Annotated in this window: 14 protein-coding genes; 5 read left to right on the forward strand and 9 right to left on the reverse strand. The window is 64.7% G+C overall.

From position 1 onward, the window contains the following. Positions 1–181: 181 nt before the first annotated feature. The 3 genes from OH491_RS05510 to OH491_RS05520 form a co-directional block, all read right to left on the reverse strand. Complete coding sequence (locus OH491_RS05510) at positions 182–2,143, reverse strand: phospho-sugar mutase (protein WP_068771950.1); 1,962 nt, start codon at positions 2,141–2,143, stop codon at positions 182–184. Positions 2,144–2,275: 132 nt separating this feature from the next. Continuing rightward, a complete protein-coding gene (locus OH491_RS05515; RefSeq protein ID WP_068771949.1) occupies positions 2,276–3,709 on the reverse strand; it encodes a UTP--glucose-1-phosphate uridylyltransferase in 1,434 nt (477 codons plus the stop codon). A gap of 175 nt (positions 3,710–3,884) precedes the next feature. Beyond that, the gene (locus tag OH491_RS05520; RefSeq protein ID WP_068771948.1) at positions 3,885–4,172 is read right to left on the reverse strand and encodes an FtsB family cell division protein; all 288 of its coding nucleotides are present in this window, start codon (positions 4,170–4,172) and stop codon (positions 3,885–3,887) included. A gap of 243 nt (positions 4,173–4,415) precedes the next feature. Here OH491_RS05520 and OH491_RS05525 point away from each other — a divergent pair, with 243 nt between their 5' ends. Both OH491_RS05525 and OH491_RS05530 read left to right on the forward strand, forming a co-directional pair. Further along, positions 4,416–5,810, forward strand: coding sequence for an exopolysaccharide biosynthesis polyprenyl glycosylphosphotransferase (locus OH491_RS05525; RefSeq protein WP_068771947.1), 1,395 nt, complete (start codon positions 4,416–4,418; stop codon positions 5,808–5,810). A 177-nt stretch (positions 5,811–5,987) separates the two neighbouring features. After that, positions 5,988–7,646: a formate--tetrahydrofolate ligase gene (locus OH491_RS05530; RefSeq protein ID WP_068771946.1), complete on the forward strand. Its 1,659-nt coding sequence runs from the start codon at positions 5,988–5,990 to the stop codon at positions 7,644–7,646. 275 nt (positions 7,647–7,921) lie between these two features. Here the strand turns inward: OH491_RS05530 and OH491_RS05535 are convergent, their stop codons facing one another. Continuing rightward, entirely contained in the window at positions 7,922–8,944 is a 1,023-nt protein-coding gene (locus OH491_RS05535; protein WP_068771945.1) for an HAD family hydrolase, read from the reverse strand. Positions 8,945–9,101: 157 nt separating this feature from the next. On the opposite strand from OH491_RS05535, the gene prfA reads away from it, so the two are divergent. Beyond that, positions 9,102–10,223: a peptide chain release factor 1 gene (prfA, locus tag OH491_RS05540; protein WP_068771944.1), complete on the forward strand. Its 1,122-nt coding sequence runs from the start codon at positions 9,102–9,104 to the stop codon at positions 10,221–10,223. A 207-nt stretch (positions 10,224–10,430) separates the two neighbouring features. Here prfA and glyA read toward each other — a convergent pair whose 3' ends face one another. Beyond that, positions 10,431–11,696 (reverse strand): serine hydroxymethyltransferase, encoded by a 1,266-nt coding sequence (gene glyA, locus OH491_RS05545; RefSeq protein ID WP_068772027.1) that lies wholly within the window; start codon positions 11,694–11,696, stop codon positions 10,431–10,433. A 143-nt stretch (positions 11,697–11,839) separates the two neighbouring features. Here glyA and menB point away from each other — a divergent pair, with 143 nt between their 5' ends. Next, a complete protein-coding gene (menB, locus tag OH491_RS05550) occupies positions 11,840–12,676 on the forward strand; it encodes a 1,4-dihydroxy-2-naphthoyl-CoA synthase (RefSeq protein WP_068772026.1) in 837 nt (278 codons plus the stop codon). A 155-nt stretch (positions 12,677–12,831) separates the two neighbouring features. Here menB and OH491_RS05555 read toward each other — a convergent pair whose 3' ends face one another. Together OH491_RS05555 and OH491_RS05560 are read right to left on the reverse strand one after the other, a co-directional pair. Further along, on the reverse strand, positions 12,832–13,527 hold the full coding sequence (locus OH491_RS05555) for a type 1 glutamine amidotransferase (protein ID WP_068771943.1): 696 nt from the start codon (positions 13,525–13,527) through the stop codon (positions 12,832–12,834). Positions 13,528–13,616: 89 nt separating this feature from the next. Then, positions 13,617–14,087, reverse strand: a complete 471-nt coding sequence (locus OH491_RS05560; protein ID WP_334319551.1) for an META domain-containing protein — start codon at positions 14,085–14,087, stop codon at positions 13,617–13,619. A 211-nt stretch (positions 14,088–14,298) separates the two neighbouring features. Here OH491_RS05560 and OH491_RS05565 point away from each other — a divergent pair, with 211 nt between their 5' ends. Further along, the gene (locus OH491_RS05565) at positions 14,299–15,849 is read left to right on the forward strand and encodes a replication-associated recombination protein A (protein ID WP_084442470.1); all 1,551 of its coding nucleotides are present in this window, start codon (positions 14,299–14,301) and stop codon (positions 15,847–15,849) included. A gap of 285 nt (positions 15,850–16,134) precedes the next feature. Here OH491_RS05565 and OH491_RS05570 read toward each other — a convergent pair whose 3' ends face one another. Then, the gene (locus OH491_RS05570; protein WP_145928987.1) at positions 16,135–17,415 is read right to left on the reverse strand and encodes a hypothetical protein; all 1,281 of its coding nucleotides are present in this window, start codon (positions 17,413–17,415) and stop codon (positions 16,135–16,137) included. A 58-nt stretch (positions 17,416–17,473) separates the two neighbouring features. Continuing rightward, positions 17,474–18,628, reverse strand: coding sequence for a DNA-processing protein DprA (dprA, locus tag OH491_RS05575; RefSeq protein ID WP_342750905.1), 1,155 nt, complete (start codon positions 18,626–18,628; stop codon positions 17,474–17,476). Positions 18,629–18,645 lie beyond the last annotated feature (17 nt).

Here is an 18,645-nt window from a genome sequence, read left to right on the forward strand (position 1 = left end):
CAGCCTCTGTCTTTTTGGAGGGACGGCCTCCGTGCCGTCTTTCCGCGTGGTTTGTGTGGCACGGGCGTCTCGCCCGTGGGATTGGGTGGCATGGGCGTCCCTCCACAGACAGGGCAAAAGACCAGGGTTAATTGGTATCAAATAGCGATGAACCGGTTTTGCCGTGGAAACGGCTTTCCGGTCATCCCTCGGCTCGGGCCTTGGCGTCCGACTCGATGAGCGCCTTCACGCGGTCCAGCTCCCCGCGGACTTTTGTCTTTATCGTCGGCAACTCGGCGGCGCTGGAGACTTTCGCCTGGGCGAAAAGATAGAATTTGATCTTGGGCTCGGTGCCGGACCCGCGGGCGGCGAAACTGTAGCCGTTCGCCAGCGTGACAAAATAAAGGTCCTGGCTCGGGATGAGTTCGCCGTCGGCATCGTTGATTTTCTCGCGGCCGAAATCCTGGAACCTGGTCACGGCTATGTCGCCGAATTTCTGCGGCGGCGACGCGCGGTAGCCGTCGAGTATGCGCTTGATTTTGGCCGCGCCGCTCGCGCCTTCGTAGTAGATGTTGATCACGCCCTCGAGGTAGAAACCGTGCTTCAGGTAGATTTCGTCGAGATACTCGGTGACGGTGAGGCCGCGGTTTTTCACGTAGGCGCAGAGTTCGGCGAACATGAGGCAGGCGGCGTTGCCGTCTTTGTCGCGCACGTAGTCGTTGCCGAGGTAACCGTAGCTTTCCTCGCCGCCGAAAAGGTAGAAGGTGCTGTGCTTGAGGAGGAGCCGGGCGCGCGTGGCGAACGGCGTCGCGTCGTAATCGAGGGCGATGCCCTCACCGGCGAGGAGCTTTTGTTTCAACTGTTCCTCGTAGCCGCGGATCTTGGCCGCGATCCATTTGAAGCCGGTCAGCGTGTTGATGACTTTCACGCCGTGATGGTGGCCGATGGCGTCCTGCAGCGGCGAGGTCACGAAGGTTTTCACGAGGGCGGCGGAATGCGTGCCGTCCTTGGGAATCCAGCCGAGTTCCTTGTATTTGGAAATCCGATACTCGGCGAGCATCGCGCCGATCTGGTTGCCGGTGAGCAGTTCGAGCTTCCCGGCGCGGTTGCGGACGGCGACGCCCATGCGGTCGCAGTCGGGGTCGGTCGCGAGCACGGCGTCGAGGCCGCGGGCGCCGGCCAGCTCGATGGCCTTGGCGAGCGCCTCGGCGTTTTCGGGATTGGGTGACTTGACCGTCGGGAAACGCGGGTCAAACGCGGCCTGCTCCGGCACGGTGTGGACTTCCACGCCCGCGCGTTCGAGGAGCGGAACGGACGCCACGATGCCGGTCGCGTGGATGTTGCTGTAGGCCACCTTGAGCTTTGCCTTGGCGAAAACGCCCGCGTCGATGACCGCCTTGGCGGCGTCGGTCTGGTAGGCGGCGTCGGCATCGGCGTTGAGGGTGATGACCCCGGCGATGTTCTTTTCGAGATAGGGCGCGAGTTCGCCCAGCGGGATGGCGTTGACCTCGGCCACGATGCCCTTGTCGTGCGGCGGCACGACCTGCGCGCCGTCCTCGAAGTAGGCCTTGAAGCCGTTGTCGTGGGGCGGATTGTGGCTGGCGGTGATGACGACGCCGGCGTGCGCGCGGAGCCAGCGCACGGAAAAGCTGAGCTGGGGCGTGGAGCGCGGGCCGTCGAAGATGTAGGCGGTGCCGCCGAGTTTCGTCCAGGTGGAGGCGGCGAGTTCGCAGAAGTGGCGCGAGAAATGGCGGACATCGTGCGCGATGACGAACGCGGGCGGCGTCTGGCGCTTCGAGGCGGCGAGGTATCTGGCGGTGTAGCGGTAGAGCCCGATGGTGGCGCGGACGAGGGTGAAGTCGTTGAGGACATTGCTGCCGACGGCGGCGTGCGCGGGCGTGCCCTGCGGGCCGGGCGCGCCGGTTTCCGCGGCGGTCGTGACGACGCCGATGGTGCGGCCGCGCATGCCGCCGGTGCCGAATTCGAGGTAGCGGTAGAAGCGGTCGTTGAGTTCCGCCCAGGCGGAGGCGGCGACAAGCTCGTCAATGCTGGCGACGGCCCACGAGGGCAGCGAGGCGGCGAGCCACGCCGTGAGATTTTCGGCGGCTGATGGCAGCAGATGGCCGGCTTTGGCGGCGGATTGGATTTTGTCGAGGGTGGTCATGATTAAAAAGAGCAACCGCAGATGGACGCAGATTAACGCAGATATTATTGTTTAAATAATCACATGTTAAATGATTTTCCCATCTGTGTTAATCTGCGTCCATCTGCGGTTAAAAAATCCGTGGATGAAAATCTATTCCAGATACAGCCCCTCGGCAACGGCGGGCTTCGGGGTCAGCTTTTTCCACGAGTCGGCGAAGGAGTCCTCGTCGTATCCGAAAAGCGGTGACACTTCCACGGCGGCGGACGGGAGACCGGTCCCGTCGGTGGCGATGGCGGCGCCGTTGGCCTTGAGCCAGCGGGCGAACTGGCGGAGCTGGTCCTCGCGGCAGGTTTTCGGCGAATCGAGCCCCTCGGCGTTTTTCACCGGGCTGAAATCGTCGGCGCGGCGGGTTTCGATGACGAAGGCGTTTTTCGCGAAGGGAATCGCGTCGAAGACAAACATCTCGAATTTCACGCCGTTGGGTTTCTCCGGCTTCACGGGCGCGCCGGAGGCGTCCACGGTCGGGATTTTCTTGTCGGCGCGGTGGAAGGGCAGCGCGAGGCCGTCGCCGCCGGCGGCGACGCGGCGGATGAACTTCGTATCCAAAACATGGATGGCGATGCTGCCGGCGATGTAGCGGAGGCGGCCGGTGGCGGGATCGGTTTCGTCCTGCAACGCCTTGGGCAGGTCGGAATATTCGACGACGACGAGCCGACCGTCCTGCACGCAGAAGTGCCCCACCTTCTCGCCGGCGTAGGCTTTGGGCACCATTTTGCTGCTCATCTCGGAACCGCGCAGGAGGTGCCAGCCGATGAAGGAGGGATCGATGCCGCGCACGAGCGGATTGTCCACCTGGAAGTAGCTGAGCGTGTCGATGCCTTCGCGGTCCATGAGGTCGAGGGCGCCGCTGCGGGCGAGGGCGCGGAGCGATCCGCCGTGTCCGTCGGGCGACATGGCGATGCCGCCGGTGGTTTCGAGGAGGATTTTGCCGTTCAGGTCAACGGCGGGCATGCGGCCCTGGCGGAAGAAGTGGACGCGCGCGGGATCGAGGCCGAAGTGGGCGTGCGCCTTGAAGAAGGCTTCCGTCGCGTCGTGGTTCGCGTGGCTGGTCATGATGAACCAGTGGATGGGTCGGCCGTAGCGCAGGCCGGCGGCGCGGATTTTTTCGGCGAAGACCTGGAAGAGCGTTTTCTGCTTCAGCGGTGTGACGGGGAAGGTACCCTTGGGGCCGTTGTAGCCGAGCCGGGTGCCCTGGCCGCCCGCGACGGTGAAGGCGGCGACGCGTCCGGCGCGGAGGGCCGCCTCGCCGGCGGTTTTCGCGCGGGCCCAGTCGGCGGCGTTGCCGCCGTTTTCGGGCAGCGGCTCGTAAGGCGCGGGAGCGAGTCCGTCGAGATTGACGGCGGGCGCGCCGGACGGCGCCAGCAGCGTGGCGCTGAGGCGGGCGATTTCGTCGAGGTCGATCTCGGCGGCGTCGGAGAGCAGGCGCTGTTGCGCGGCTGCATCAAGTTGGGAATAGAACGCGAAGACTTGTCCCTGTCCGGCGCGTTGGAAGGCTTCGATGATGGAGGTCGGATTCGTGGCCATAAAGTCGCGATTGCGTGATGCGCGCCGATTTCAGAAACGCTCGGGCCGGAGGGCAATGATTAACTCCTGGAGGCCGAAATTGGACGGCCGCATTTTCAGGCGGGGACGGCGCATGCAGGAGCGACGGGCCAAACTCGCATGCCGGGAAGAGTCCATCCGCGCCACGCCGCCAGTCTCACTGCTGGTCTTCGAAACGGAAGATGATCTCGCCGGGCTTCGCGTAGCCGAGGCGGCGGCGAATGACGGTCTCCACATAGGACGGGTCGTTGCGCAGCCGGTCGAGGACGCGTTCCTGGTCGGCCAGTCGCGCGCGCGCCTCGGCGAGGCGCAACCGCACTTGTTGCTCCTGCGCGAGAAGGCGCTGGTGCTCCTGATCATTCCGCCAATAGGAAACGCCGGAAACCGTCACGACCACGATGAGCAGCAGGAGATAAAACGAGATGAGCAGGCTTCGAAGATTCACGGCGGAAGACGATAAAGTGCGGCGAGTTGCGTTTTCACAAAATGAATCCCAGCCCGGCAGAATTGTAAAGATGGTTCTCACGACGATGCTTGACACGTGGTCGTCGCTTCGCGGCGGGTTTAAGTTGAAAGTTTAAATTGAAGATGAAAATTTGGGTCATCGCTCGCGCCGCGCCCTTAAATTTTAACTTCAACTTAAAACTCAAACTGCCGGCGCAGCCGGCCCTTCCACGCCTCCGGTCCCGTGTTAGCTCGCACCCGCCAAACCCGCATGCGCCTGCTCCAGTGCATCGACGCCGCGCTCTTCGCGCTGGCGCTCGCGGGCGCGTATGCGCTGCGCGCGGCGCTGACCGGCGTGATCGACCGCTCGCCGCTGGAGCCGTTCTCCGAATACCTCTGGCTTTTCCCGGCCATCGCGCTGTCCGGCCCCTTTGTCCTCGCGCGTTTGCGTTTTTATGCGGAACCGCTCCCGCCGCTGCACGTTCGCCGTTTGGCCACCGTCGCGCGCGCGTCGCTCCTGACCGGCCTCGCGCTCGTGCTGCTGCTCTTCATCACGCGCGAGCAATCCGCCCGCTCCGTCATCGTGATGGCCAGCGCCTTCGGCGGCGCGCTGGTCTGGCTGCGCGACGAACTCACGGCGCGCCTCGCCGCCACGCGCCTCGCCCGCGAGCAATGGACGCAGCGCGTCCTCTGGGTCGGCGAGCCGGGGCAAAACGCCCGGTTCCGCGCCGCGCTCACGCCGGTCGAACGCGCCCGGTTCGCCGATCTCGGCGATTTCGACCCCGCCGCCCGGAGCGCGGCCGACTTCGCCGCGCTCCTCCACGAGCATGCCGCCAACGCCGTCGTCGTGAACCTCGCCGGGGCCACCGCCGGCCAACTCGCCCGGCTTCAGCCGCTCCTCGACATTTGCGGACGCGAGGGCGTGTCACTGGTCATCCGCCCCGGCTTTCTCCCCGGCTCGCCGCTCGGCCTGCAAATCGACACGCTCGCCAGCGAGGCCGTCATCCATTACCGCGTGCAAACCGCCTCACCCGCGAGCCTCCTCGTCAAGCGCATCGCCGACCTCGCCGCCGCGGCGGTCCTTCTGCTCGTCCTGTCGCCGCTTTTTGCGCTCATCGCCGCCGCCATCGCCGTCACCTCGCGCGGCCCGGTGATTTTCCGCCAGCAACGCGCCGGCCTGAACGGACGCGCCTTCACCCTGTTCAAATTCCGCTCCATGCGCGCCGGCGCCGAGCGGGAACGCGACGCCCTCGACGCGCAAAACGAAATGCGCGGCCCCGTCTTCAAGATCGCCGGCGATCCCCGTCTCACTCCGCTCGGCCGGTTCCTGCGCCGCCACGGCCTCGACGAACTGCCCCAGCTCTGGAACGTCCTTCGCGGCGAGATGAGCCTCGTCGGTCCGCGCCCCCTGCCCCTCTACGAAGTCGGCCGCTTCGACAACGACGCCCACCGCCGCCGTCTCAGTGTGCGCCCCGGCCTCACGTGCCTCTGGCAGGTCAGCGGCCGCAACGACATCGCCGACTTCGACGAATGGGTGCGCCTCGACCTCGCCTACATTGACAACTGGAGCCTCTTTCTCGACGCCAAAATCCTCCTCGCCACCATCCCCGTCGTCCTCCTCGGCAAAGGCGGACGATGAGGAAAAGGCTGAAGAGTTGAAAAACTGAAAAACCACACTGCCAAAAAAATCGTTCTCGTTCTCTTACTCTTACTCGTTCTCGTTCTCTCAGAAAAAACACCACCGCCACCGCCCCACCCTTCTTTCTCTTTCCTCTTTATCTTTATTCTTTCTCCCCTCCTTCCTCCTCACCCATCCATGCTCCCGCTTCCGACCCTCGCCCAAAACCTCGGCATCGCCCCCGAACACCTCATCCAATACGGCCGCGACAAAGCCAAAGTCGCCCTCGAAGCCCTCGAAGCCGCCCGCGCCCGCCGCCCGCGGCCCGGCAAACTCATCCTCGTCTCGGCCATCACGCCCACGCCCGCCGGCGAGGGCAAAACCGTCACCTCCATCGGCCTCGCCCAAGGCCTGCGCAAACTCGACCGCTCCGTCGCCCTCGCCCTCCGCCAGCCGTCCATGGGCCCTGTCTTCGGGCGCAAAGGCGGCGCGACCGGCGGCGGCCTCAGCACCGTCCAGCCCGCCACCGACATCAACCTCCACTTCACCGGCGATTTCCACGCCGTCACCGCCGCGCACAACCTCCTTGCCTCCGTCATCGACAACGCCCTCCATCGCGGCCAGACCCGCCTCGCGCCCGGCGGCGTCCTCTGGAAACGCGTGCTCGACGCCAACGACCGCGCGCTTCGCTCCGTCCGCGTCGCCGTCGGCGATCCCGGCGAACGGTTGTCCGGCTTCGACATCACGGCCGCCTCCGAAATCATGGCCATCCTCTGCCTCGCCGCCTCCCGCGACGATCTCCGCGCGCGTCTGGACCGCCTTGTGGTCGGCTTCACGGCGGACGGCGAGCCCGTGCCCGCCTGCGAATTCCGGGTCACCGGCGCGCTCATGGCGCTCCTGCGCGACGCGCTGCTGCCCAATCTCGTGCAGTCCGCCGAAGGCGTCCCCGCCTTTGTCCACGGCGGCCCGTTCGCCAACATCGCCCACGGTTGCAACTCCATCCTCGCCACCCGCATGGCCCTCGCCCACGCCGATTACGTCGTCACCGAGGCCGGCTTCGCCTTCGATCTCGGCGGCGAAAAGTTCATCGACATCAAATGCCGCCAGTCCGGCCTCGCGCCCGACGCCATCGTCATCGTCGCCACCATCCGCGCCCTGAAAATGCACGGCGGCATGCCCCGTGACGCGCTCGCCGCCCCCGACCTGCCCGCCATCCGCTGCGGCCTCGAAAATCTCCGCGCCCACGTCGGCGCCGCCGCTTCCTTCAACCGCCCCGTCGTCGTTGCCATCAACCATTTTCCAACCGACACCGACGCCGAACTCGCCCTTGTGCGCGACTTCTGCGCCGCCGAGCTGCGCGTCCCCTGCGCCCTCTCGCAAGTCTTCGCCCGGGGCGGCGAGGGAGGCACCGAACTGGCCGGCGCCGTCCTGTCCCTCTTCGACGGGGCGGACGCCGCCGCCGCCATTTCGTATCCTAAACTCGAATACGTCTATCCCGACGACATTCCGGTCACCGAAAAAATAAACACCATCGCCCGCCGCATCTATGGCGCGTCCGGCGTGGACATTCTTCCCGGGGCGGCGGCCCGGCTCGTCCTGTTCGAGCGCGCCGGGTTCGGGCGCCTCCCCATTTGCATGGCCAAGACGCAGGATTCGCTCACCGACGATCCGAAAAAGCCCGGACGTCCCCAGGGCTTTCGCATCACCGTGCGCGATTTCGAGCTGGCGGCGGGCGCGGGTTTCATTGTCGCGCTGACCGGCAAGATGCTCCGCATGCCCGCCCTGCCCAAAGTTCCGGCCGCCGAAAAAATCGACCTCGCGCCCGACGGCGCCATCACCGGCATCATGGGCACGTAGCCGCAAGGCCCGGCGGACGCGGCTCCGGACCGCTTCGGAGAATCAAGCCTTTCCCGAACGGGATTTATCCTTTTGGACGGCCTCCGTGCCGTCCGGATCGGGTGGCATGGGCGTCCCGCCCATGCGACGGCGCTCCGCGCCGCGAGGTTCCGATCAACATGGGCGAGGTCGCCCATGCCACCCTTAATCCCACGGGCGAGACGCCCGTGCCACGCAAACCACGCGGAAGGACGGCATGGGGACCGTCTCCTCAAAGAGGACAGGAGCCGCCGGCGCTATTCCAGAAACGTCCCCTGCTGCGGGGCGCGCAACCCGGTTTTGCCGGATACGCCGTCGTCCTCGTTGAGGTGGCGCGGGGGCCGGGCGACGCGCTGGGCGACGGCGGCTTCGCGGTCGGCCACGATGCGGTCACAAATCGCCTGGATGTGCAGCCTCAGCCATTGCGCGGTGCTGCTGTCGTCGGTGTAGTCGGCGGGGCCGTAGTGGTCGATGCGGCCGACCTGGCGCAGCCGGTCGTTTTGCGCAAACTCGTCGGAACGCGCGGGATTGTAAACGCCGTAGGCCTTGCCGCCGTTTTTCTTCACCACGGAAAAACTCGGGATGTCGCTCGGGCCGTCGGCGATGTAGATCATGTTCTGGAAGGGAATGCGCCGGTCGCCCGGAGCGATGTTGGCGTTCACGTCGATGGCGGCGTCCTTGTTGGTGCCCTTGTTGATCTCGAAGAGGGCGCGCGTCTTGGTCGTGTTGTCGATGACCAGGCCGATTTGCGCGATGACCGCGTCGGCGGAAATCTCCAGTTCCTCCTGCTCCATGAAACCGGGCTGGAGCGGATTTTCGATGAACTCGCAGCCCCAGATGCCGTCCACGTGGCCGGCGATGGCGCTGCCGCGGATCATCTCGGCGAGGCCGGTGCTCACGATGTAGTGCTCCAGGCGGATGTCGTGCCTGCGGTAGATGTCGCGCGCGGTGACGAATTTTTTCGAGCGCTCGAAAAACTCCGGCACGCCGGGGTAGAACTTGATGTCGGCGCCGCACTCGCGGAGGACCTTGTTGCCGAGCTTGGGCATTTTTCCGGCCAGTGCGTAGGTCAGCAGGTGGTTGAGGTAGGCGATTTCGCCGGAGAGGCTGTATCCGCGCTGCCGGTATTGCTCGGTGAGCGCGTTGGTCTCGCGCCAGAAATGCGCCTCGTCCACGCCGTAGCGGCGGAACAGCGGCGACTGCATGTATTCCGGGATTAGGGTCTTGTCGAAGTCCCAAATGCAGGCGATGATGTTTTGCGTGAAAAGTGTCGTGGACATGTTTGTGCGATACGAGGACCAGCACCGCTAGCGGCGCCGGACGATATTTCCATCCCGCGAGACAAGCCGCAAGGCGCCGCCTGCGCAATTCGCAAAACAAAACACCAGTCCCAACCTGCCTCCCGGAGGCATCATGGGCGCAAAAAATTTTCCGGCAATGGACAACCTTCCCGACATTTCCCTCTTCAAACACCGCCTCGACGAGCTCGCCGCGCAGATGGCCGATCCGGCGTTTTTCCAAAACCCGCGCAAGGCCGCCGAGGTGTCCCGCGAGCAGCAGAAACTCGAACAACTCGTCGCCGACCACCGCGCGCACGAAAAGGCCGGGCGGGACATCGCCGAGGCGCAGGCGCTCGTCAAGGACGCCTCGGCCGACGCCGACCTGCGCGAACTGGCCCAGGCCGAGCTGCCCGATCTCGAACAACGCCGCGAGGCGCTGCGCGCCTCGGTGCTGCGCGGGATGATTCCGCCCGACCCGACCGACTCGCGCAACACCGTCATGGAAATCCGCGCCGGCACCGGCGGCGACGAGGCGAGCCTGTTCGCGGCGGAATTGTTCCGACTCTACTCGCGCTATGCCGAGGGACGCGGCTGGAAAGTCCAGCCGATGAGCTCCAGCACATCCGAGCGCGGCGGCTGCAAAGAGGTCATTTTTCTCATCACCGGGCAGGACGTGTATCGGCAGCTCAAATACGAAAGCGGCGTCCATCGCGTGCAGCGCGTGCCCGTGACTGAGGCCAACGGCCGCATCCACACCTCGACCGTCACCGTGGCCGTGCTGCCCGAGGCCGAGGAGGTGGACGTGCAGATCGACCCGCAGGACTTGGAAATCACGGTGAGCCGCGCCAGCGGCCCGGGCGGCCAGGGCGTCAACACGACGGACTCCGCCGTGCAAATCCTGCACAAGCCGACCGGCCTCATCGTGCAATGCGCCGACGAGCGCTCGCAGTTGAAAAACAAGGCGCGCGCCATGACCGTGCTGCGCTCGCGGTTGTTGAAGCTGAAGGAGGAGGAGGAGCGCGCGAAATACGCCGCCCACCGCCGCAACCAGATCGGCACGGGCGACCGCAGCGAGCGCATCCGCACGTATAATTTCCCGCAAAACCGCCTGACCGACCACCGCATCGGCCTGACGCTTTACAGCCTGACGCAAGTGATGGAGGGCGAGATCGACGGGATCATCGAATCGCTGCAACGCGTCGATTTCGAGCAAAGGCTGGCCGCGCTCACCGGCGTGGAATACAGCGGTTTCCGCAAGGACGCGGACGGCGACGAGTGAGCGTCACCCGGGGAAATTTGGACTACGCGGCAGCGACTGGGAGCGCCGGCATCCTGCCGGCATTCTGCGTGCGCCGTCCTTTGCTGAACGGGCGGCGCTTCGCGCCGTCTGCCGGCAGGATGCCGGCGCTCCCAGTCGCTGTCGCGTAGTCGAACCACGGCCGCGGCTCGGCGGCAAATCGCGCGGCGCAGGCGCATTATTGCGCGCTCAGAATTTATACGGCAGCGGATACCTCGCGGTGAGGGCGAGGACGCGCTGCTTGCTCCCGGCGATGGCGGCGGCCTCGCGGTCGGTGCCGATGGCCTTGAGCACGTCGTCGATGATGCCGGCGATCTCGTCCATGTCGGCCTCGCTCATGCCGCGCGAGGTCACAGCCGCGCCGCCGATGCGGATGCCCGAGGCCTGGAACGGCGAGCGGGTCTCGAACGGGACGGTGTTTTTGTTGAGCGTGACATTGGCGAGGTCGAGCGTCTCCTGCGCCTTTTTCGCGGTAAGCTCGGGCAGGCTGGCGCGCAGGTCCACGAGGAAGAGGTGGTTGTCGGTGCCGCCGGAAACGATCTTGTAGCCGCGCTTTTCCATCGAGGCGCAGAGCGCCTGGGTGTTGGCGACGATTTTTTTCGCGTAGTCCTTGAACCCGGGCTTGAGGCATTCGCCGAGACACACGGCCTTGGCCGCGATGACGTGCATGAGCGGGCCGCCCTGCGCGCCGGGAAACACGGCGGAGTCGATGGCCTTGGCGTGCGCGGCCTTGCACAGGATGAGGCCGCCGCGCGGGCCGCGCAGGGTCTTGTGCGTGGTCGTCGTCACAAAATCGGCAAACGGCACCGGCGATGGATGCACGCCGGCGGCGACGAGCCCGGCGATGTGCGCGATGTCGGCGAATAAATACGCGCCGCAGTCGCGGGCGATTTTCGCCATGCGCTCGAAGTCGATGATGCGCGAGTAGGCGCTGGCGCCGACGGTGATCATGCGCGGCTTCTCGCGTTGCGCGGTGGCGGCCAGCTCGTCGTAGTCGATGAGGCCGTCGGCCTCGCGCACGCCGTATTGGACAAATTGATACAGCTTGCCGGAAAAGTTGGCGGGGTTGCCGTGCGTGAGGTGCCCGCCGTGGCTGAGGTTCATGCCGAGGATCTTGTCGCCGGGCTGGAGCACGGAGGTATAGACGGCGAAGTTGGCCTGCGAGCCGGAGTGCGGCTGCACGTTGGCGTGCTCGGCGCCGAAAAGTTTTTTCGCGCGCTCGATGGCCAGCGACTCGACCTGGTCCACGAACTCGCAGCCGCCATACCAGCGCTTTGCGGGGTAACCCTCCGCGTATTTGTTGGTCAGCACGCTGCCCTGCGCCTCCATGAGGGCGGGCATGACAAAGTTTTCCGAGGCGATCAGCTCGATATGGCTTTGCTGCCGGCCGAGTTCAGCGGCGATGATGGCGTGGATTTCCGGGTCGAGGGTCTTGAGCGGAGTGGCGTTGATCATGGCGGGAAAAGCCATCATCAATGCCAGCGGATATCCCGGTCTGGCAAGGTTGGAAAAATCCGCCCATGACAAATGCCCCGGCGCGCCTCGGAACCGTTTTGGGATTTGCCCGCCCGGAATTTGCGACTTTTCTGGTGGCACTTATGAGCCTCCCCGACTGGAAGGTCGCCAAGACCTACACCGACATCCTCTACCACAAGGCCGACGGCATCGCCAAGGTCACCATCAACCGGCCCGAAAAGCGCAACGCCTTCCGCCCGCAAACGGTTTTCGAGCTGTGCGACGCGTTTGCCGACGCGCGCGAGGACCAGTCGGTCGGGGTCGTGCTGCTGACCGGGGCCGGGCCGCACACCGACGGGAAATACGCCTTCTGCGCCGGTGGCGACCAATCCGTCCGCGGCCACGCCGGCTATGTGGGTGACGACGGCGTGCCGCGCCTCAACGTGCTCGACCTCCAGAAATTCATCCGCTCGATGCCCAAGGTCGTCATCGCGCTGGTCGCCGGCTATGCCATCGGCGGCGGCCATGTGCTGCACCTCGTGTGCGATCTCACCATCGCGGCGGACAACGGCATTTTCGGGCAGGTCGGCCCGAAAATGGGCAGCTTCGACGGCGGCTTCGGCTCCAGCTACCTCGCCCGCATGGTCGGCCAGAAAAAGGCGCGGGAAATCTGGTATCTGTGCCGCCACTACACCGCCGCGCAGGCGCTCGACATGGGCATGGTCAACGCCGTCGTCCCGGTCGCCGGACTGGAGGCCGAGGGCGTGAAATGGGCGCGCGAAATCATGAACCACAGCCCGCTCGCCATCCGTTGCCTGAAAAGCGCCTTCAACGCCGACGTGGACGGGCAGTCTGGCATCCAGGAACTCGCGGGCAACGCCACCCTGCTCTATTACATGACCGACGAGGCCAAGGAGTTCCATCGCGCCCAGCGCGAAAAGCGCAAGCCGGACGCGCGCAAATTCCCCTGGCTGCCGTAAAAACGACGGCGGCGCGCGCGCCAGCTTCGCTCCATCTGCCGCCAGTGTAGGGGATCGCGTGGCACGGGCGTCCCCGCCCGTGGACGATGCGAAGCATCGCCGGATTGTGTGGCATGGGCGAGTCGCCCATGCCACACAATCCGGCCGTCCGCCGGTCAGCCCCGCTCCATCCGCTCCAGCAGCCGGTTCAGCAAACGCTCCGCGCCCGCCGCGGCGGACGGCGTTTGCGCAAGGATTTTTTCCGCGCCCTGCACATAACGGCCGGGCACCAGTTCATCGGCGCATTTTTCGCAAATCCGCTCCACCTCTGCCTCGCCCATTTCGAGGTGAAACTGCAACCCGAGCACTCGCGGCCCGACCGCAAAGGCCTGGTTGACACAGCCCTCGCTCGAGGCCAGCCGCGCCGCGCCCGCCGGCAGGTCGAACGTGTCGCCATGCCAGTGAAATACCAGCGATTCCCCGGCGGGAAACGCCAGCGGCTCCTTTTCGCCGCCGTCCGCCGCCCGCACCGGCAGCCAGCCGATCTCGCGCTCGGCATTCTGATAAATCTTCGCGCCCAGCACGTCGGCGATGAGTTGCGCGCCCAGGCACACGCCGAGCACGCGCGCACCGGCGTCGATCCGCGCCCGGATCGCCCGCTTTTCCGCGCGCAGCCACGGATGATCGCGGTATTGATAAATGTTCATCGGTCCGCCCATCACGACGAGCCAGTCGCACGCCGCCGCCTCCGGTCCCGGCAGTTCACCCGCGTAAAACCGCGTGGCGGTGAGTTCGTGCCCGCGGGCGAGCAGCCACGGCCCGATTTTTCCGAGCCCTTCAAACGGCACATGCTGGAACCAGTGAATCTTCATGGGCGGAAACAAAGACAAAAAGAGCCCGCGCGAAATGTTATTTTCGCCCGCCCGGGGAAAACCCGGATGCCCAAATCAAACGTGGATCGTTACGGCGCGTCCGTCTTTTCCGGCGCAAACTCCAGCCGCAACGAACCGTCGCCGGTCAGCACGAAACGCCCGTTTTCGAGGCCTGCCGAGCGTATCAGCCGCAATTCGGCGAAAAAGCGCGTCTCCCGCGCCATCGCCTCGGGCAATCCCATCATCTTCGTCGAAATGAAACCCGAGCTGAAATCCGTGGCGCCCGCCTCGGTGAATTTGACCGTCCCGCTGTAACGGTTGACGCTGGCGTTGCCGCTTACGCGATTGTTTTCGTCCACCTTCATCGTGATCGGCCCGACATCCTGTGAACTGCCATCCACGCCCACCCAGCGGTCGAGTTTCCACGACTTGCCGGTCACCTGGACAAACGTTTCCTTTGAAGAGGCAGCCGGCTGGGAGGCGGTTCTTTCCGAGCCGGAAGGTTTGCATCCGGCGACAAACAGAATCATGAACGCCAAACTCGAGAGTAACACTTTCATGGGCTTCATGAATGCAGATCAAAACGGATTCGCCCCGCACATGCAATTATTTTAAAAATCAGCCGAATTGGGGTGCCATCCGAAATCGTGTCAACGGAATACGCGTGAAGGAGCGGCGGCGCCCGCGCTTCCCAAACCAATGATTTCCCCGAAGGTCCGAGGAAACGTTTTTTGGGTTTGAATCTCCGGAATTTGGCATTTCCTCCTCTTCATGCCAGATGACCAACCCGACCTTTTTGGCGAAAGCCTGCCGCGTTCGCCTGCTGCGTCCGCCCCGCGCCCCGCATCTTCCCGCACATCCACCCGCGCGGCCTTTTCCGCATCCGCGCACCCCTCACGTCCGTCCGCCGCGCAACCGCTTGCCGCGCGCATGCGCCCCCGCACGCTCGCCGAGATCGTCGGCCAGGAACACCTCACGGCGCCCGGCGCGCTCCTCCCCCGCCTCATTTCCAGCAACCGGTTTGGTAGCCTCATTTTTTACGGGCCGCCCGGGTGCGGCAAAACCAGCTTCGCCGAGGTCATCGCCCGCGAAACCGGCAGCCGCTTCGTGCGCATCAACGCCGTCATGTCGAACGTCGCCGAACTGCGCGAAATCCTCGCCGACGCCCGTCGCCTGCCCGAAACGCCCACGCTGCTCTTCATCGACGAATTGCACCGCTTCAACAAATCCCAGCAGGACCTGCTCCTCCCCGATGTCGAGGAAGGCTACATTCGCCTCATCGGGGCCACCACGCACAACCCCGGTTTCTACGTCAACCCGCCCCTCCTCAGCCGCAGCCACCTCTTCCGCCTCGAACCGCTTTCGACCGCCGCCATCGCCAGCGTCCTGCGCCGCGCCCTCGCCGACACCGAGCGCGGCCTCGGCTCGCACGGCGTGACCGCCTCCGACGCCGTCCTCGCCGACCTCGCCGTCCTCTGCGACGGCGACCTTCGCCGCGCCCTCAACTCCCTCGAGGTCATCGTCCTCTCCATGCCCGCCGCAGCCGCGGCTGCGGCGGAAGTGACAAGTGACAAGGATCAAGTGACAGGAAACACCAGCGCCGACGGCGCCGCCACTGCTGCCGCCCCAACTGCTTCCCAATCCGCAATCCGCATTCCGCAATCCGCATTCAAAGAAATCACCCCCGCCGACCTCGAGGCCTTTGCCCGCGAGCGCCGCATCCGCTACGACGCCGACGAGGACGAGCATTACGACACCATTTCCGTCTTCATCAAAAGCTGCCGCGGCAGCGATCCCGACGCGGCCATGTATTGGCTGGCGAAAATGCTCGCCGGCGGCGAGGACCCGCGCTTCATCGCGCGCCGCCTCGTCATCCTGGCCAGCGAGGACGTCGGCCTGGCCGACCCGTTGGCGCTGCCCACGGCGGTCGCCGCGCACCACGCCTGCGACTTCGTGGGGCTCCCGGAGTGCGAATACGCGCTCGCGCACGCCACGCTCTACATCGCCTGCGCCAACAAAAGCAACTCGGCGGCCACCGCCCTTTTCGAGGCGAAGCGCGCCGTGTCCGGAAACACGATACAAAAAGTCCCCCTGCCCTTCCGCGACAAGGGCGGGCAGGCCAGCAAGCGCGCCGGCCACGGCAAGGGTTACCTCTACTCGCACGATTTTCCGGAAAACATCAGCGGCCAAGACTACCTCGAAAAGCCGCTCACCCTCTACACGCCGAAGACGCTCGGCATGGAGGCCCGCATCGCCGAGCGCCTCGCCCGCTGGCGCGAAATGCGCGCTGCCATCCAAGCGGAGTCCAAACGCAAAACCTGATAAGACATGGTAAGCGACCGCCTCCACAAAGTGTGGGCATTTTAGAGCATTTTTCGATTAATTGGTCACATTATGATCAAGGTGGCACAGGCACTCTTGCCTGTGCCAGGCGACAAGGACGCCATCGTCCAAGCCGCACAGACAAGAATGTCTGTGCTACTTTTCCGCCGCGCCTTTGGCACCGAGGTTCCTCTGCCTTTTGCGACCAATTAAACGAAAAATGCTCTATTTCCGCCTTGGACGGGACGTCCGCAGGCGACGCCCGGTTTTCGCGGGACACTGATGTTATTTGCGCGGCGCTGGCGGGCGGGGTTGGGTCACTCTCACCGCCCCGTTCTGACCGATGGAAACCCTGTCGCCCTTGGGCAGCTCTTTCAGCCATCCGAGCGAGTTGTTTATATAGGCGTCGCCAATCTCATTTCCCAACGAGGCCCGGATTTTTTCAATGGCTTCTCCGGCGACAGCCTCGTATTTTTCCTTTTTCTGCTCCGCCGTGAGCGACTTGTCATCGGAAATGCGCACGGCCTCGTCAACCGCGGCGGTTCTGGCATCATATGTGCGCGACACTGTTTCCGCGCTCAAATTGAAACGCTCCGCCGCGGCCTGCAACGATTGGTAATCCTTGCGCATGCCTCGTTCATAGTCCGCATAGCGCTCCGCCCCGAGGGACTCCTTCAACTGCTCCTCCATTTTCTTTTCAGCCTCCCGCCGGGCGGCAAATATCTTGGCATAGTCGAGGGTGACCCCGCCTGTCACGACATCCTCGGACGAAGGAGAAGGATATTTTTCATCCAGTTCCCGCTGCATCGCATGGAGCATCTTGTATTCGTCCTCAGTCATCGCGAAGGCGGTGGTCTTGTTTTTCAGGTGTATCGTCGTTAAAGAATGTCGAAGCTCATAGGCCTCACGCTCCTCCGGCGTGAGCAATGCGAGCAGATCGCGTTCTCTCTCCTTGTCCAAAAGTGCGAGTCGCGCTGTGTCGTCCGCCGTCTTGAATCCCGCCATCTCCTGGAGAATCAGGTTCCGCATGTCCCGGTAATCGCTTTCCATCGATCGCAACCGCGCCGCTTTTTCAACAGGAAGAAATTTATAAAGAGTTTTTTCCCAGCCGTTCAGGATTGAGTCGGCCCCGAAAAGCCTGCCCATTTGCTCCTCCGCATTCTGCTGGAGCTCACTCAGTTCGCGCACTTGCTCCGCTGAATAAGGCAGCCAGCTTCCCGGCCTGCGCTGCCAATAAGGCCGCGCCGACGCTGCTTCTGCAAGAATTTCGCCGCGTCGCGCCTCGACCCGCCCGAAGAGGTAGCCACGCACCATCTCGCGAACAACATCATCCGGCAGCCCGAGCCTCTCCAGCGCGTCACGCAGCACCGCTGGATCATCGGATGCCGGCGACCGGGCTGCTGCCCGCGTCCCGGCGACCGGCATTGGCGTTTCATTCGTATTATTCCCGACATCTGTGCCACGCGATGTTCCTTTATATGAAAAATATACTCCAATCGTCCCAAACAATAATATTGCATTGAGCGAAAGGGATATCGCCAGCAGGGTTTTCAAGGGCTTGCTCATGCAATAAAAATATATAAATACGCCCTTCGCGGAATCAGATTGGATGCGGACAGTCCGCTCATCCGCCGCCCCTCGCCTCGAACGAACCGTCGGTCCGCTTGGCGATGTAGCGCTTCAATTCCAGCATCATCAGTGTCGCGGAAAGCTCGGCGGGCTTGCGGCCGGTTTGCGCCACGAGGATGTCGAGCGTCGGCATCGCGCCGCCGGCGAAACAGGCCATCACCGCCGCTTCCGCCGCGCTCAACCCGGAGGCGTCCACGCCCGCCGCGGCGGCTCCGGCGGCGTCACCCGCTTTCGGCGGGATGGGCTTCGGGCGCAGGCCTTCGAGGTAGCTGAGTTCCTCCAAAATGTCATCCACGCTCGTGAGCAGCGTCGCGCCGTCGCGGATGAGCTGGTGGCAGCCCCGGCTGGTCGCCTGGTCGATGCGGCCGGGAACGGCAAAAACATGGCGGCCCTGCTCCCCGGCGAAACGCGCGGTGATCATCGAGCCGCCGTTCACGTCGGACTCGACCACGATCACCGCCGCGCACATGCCGGCGACGATGCGGTTGCGCATGGCGAAGGTCTGGCGGTCGGCCCGGCGCCCGAAGGGAAACTCCGACACCACCGCGCCGGTTTCCGCGACGCGGCGGTAGAGATCGAGATTTTCGGGCGGATAAACGATGTCGATGCCGCAGCCGAGCACGGCCACGGTTTTCCCGCCGATGGAAAGCGCGCCCTCGTGCGCGGCGGTGTCGATGCCGCGCGCCAGCCCGCTCACGACGCAAAAGCCGAGGCGGGCGAGTTCGGCGGCGAATTTTTTCGCGGTCGCCTGCCCGTAGAGCGTGGTGCGGCGGGTGCCCACCATCGCGATGGCGGGCCGGTCGAAATTGTATTGGCCTTTCCGATACAGGCCGACCGGCCGGTCGTGCAGTTCGCGCAGCGGCTTCGGGTAAATGCCGTCCTGCATCGTGACAAACGTCACGCCGCCCGCCGCCATGCGCTCCTCCTCGCGGGCGAGATCGAAATGCGCGCGCCAGTTCGCGATGGACGAACTGGCGGCGGGACCGACTCCCCTGACTTCCTCAAGGCGTTTCACCCCGGCGGCGAAAATCGCGCGCGGGTCGCCGCCGAGGCTGTCGAGGAGGCGGCGGATGGAGACCGGGCCGATGTCGGGCAGCGAATTGAGCGCGAGAAACGCCTGGCGTTCGGTAAGGGTTTCGGGGGCGTCCATGATGAGAGGAAGTGACT

The sequence above is a fragment of the Termitidicoccus mucosus genome (assembly GCF_038725785.1).
GTDB lineage: Bacteria > Verrucomicrobiota > Verrucomicrobiia > Opitutales > Opitutaceae > Termitidicoccus > Termitidicoccus mucosus.

What these genes read in the sequence shown, in the direction of transcription:
- OH491_RS05510 (WP_068771950.1), bottom strand. Translation starts at nt 2,143, where the DNA reads ATGACCACCCTCGACAAAATCCAATCCGCCGCCAAAGCCGGCCATCTG.
- OH491_RS05515 (WP_068771949.1), bottom strand. Translation starts at nt 3,709, where the DNA reads ATGGCCACGAATCCGACCTCCATCATCGAAGCCTTCCAACGCGCCGGA.
- OH491_RS05530 (WP_068771946.1), top strand. Translation starts at nt 5,988, where the DNA reads ATGCTCCCGCTTCCGACCCTCGCCCAAAACCTCGGCATCGCCCCCGAA.
- OH491_RS05535 (WP_068771945.1), bottom strand. Translation starts at nt 8,944, where the DNA reads ATGTCCACGACACTTTTCACGCAAAACATCATCGCCTGCATTTGGGAC.
- prfA (WP_068771944.1), top strand. Translation starts at nt 9,102, where the DNA reads ATGGACAACCTTCCCGACATTTCCCTCTTCAAACACCGCCTCGACGAG.
- glyA (WP_068772027.1), bottom strand. Translation starts at nt 11,696, where the DNA reads ATGATCAACGCCACTCCGCTCAAGACCCTCGACCCGGAAATCCACGCC.
- menB (WP_068772026.1), top strand. Translation starts at nt 11,840, where the DNA reads ATGAGCCTCCCCGACTGGAAGGTCGCCAAGACCTACACCGACATCCTC.
- OH491_RS05555 (WP_068771943.1), bottom strand. Translation starts at nt 13,527, where the DNA reads ATGAAGATTCACTGGTTCCAGCATGTGCCGTTTGAAGGGCTCGGAAAA.
- OH491_RS05560 (WP_334319551.1), bottom strand. Translation starts at nt 14,087, where the DNA reads ATGAAAGTGTTACTCTCGAGTTTGGCGTTCATGATTCTGTTTGTCGCC.
- OH491_RS05565 (WP_084442470.1), top strand. Translation starts at nt 14,299, where the DNA reads ATGCCAGATGACCAACCCGACCTTTTTGGCGAAAGCCTGCCGCGTTCG.
- OH491_RS05570 (WP_145928987.1), bottom strand. Translation starts at nt 17,415, where the DNA reads ATGAGCAAGCCCTTGAAAACCCTGCTGGCGATATCCCTTTCGCTCAAT.
- dprA (WP_342750905.1), bottom strand. Translation starts at nt 18,628, where the DNA reads ATGGACGCCCCCGAAACCCTTACCGAACGCCAGGCGTTTCTCGCGCTC.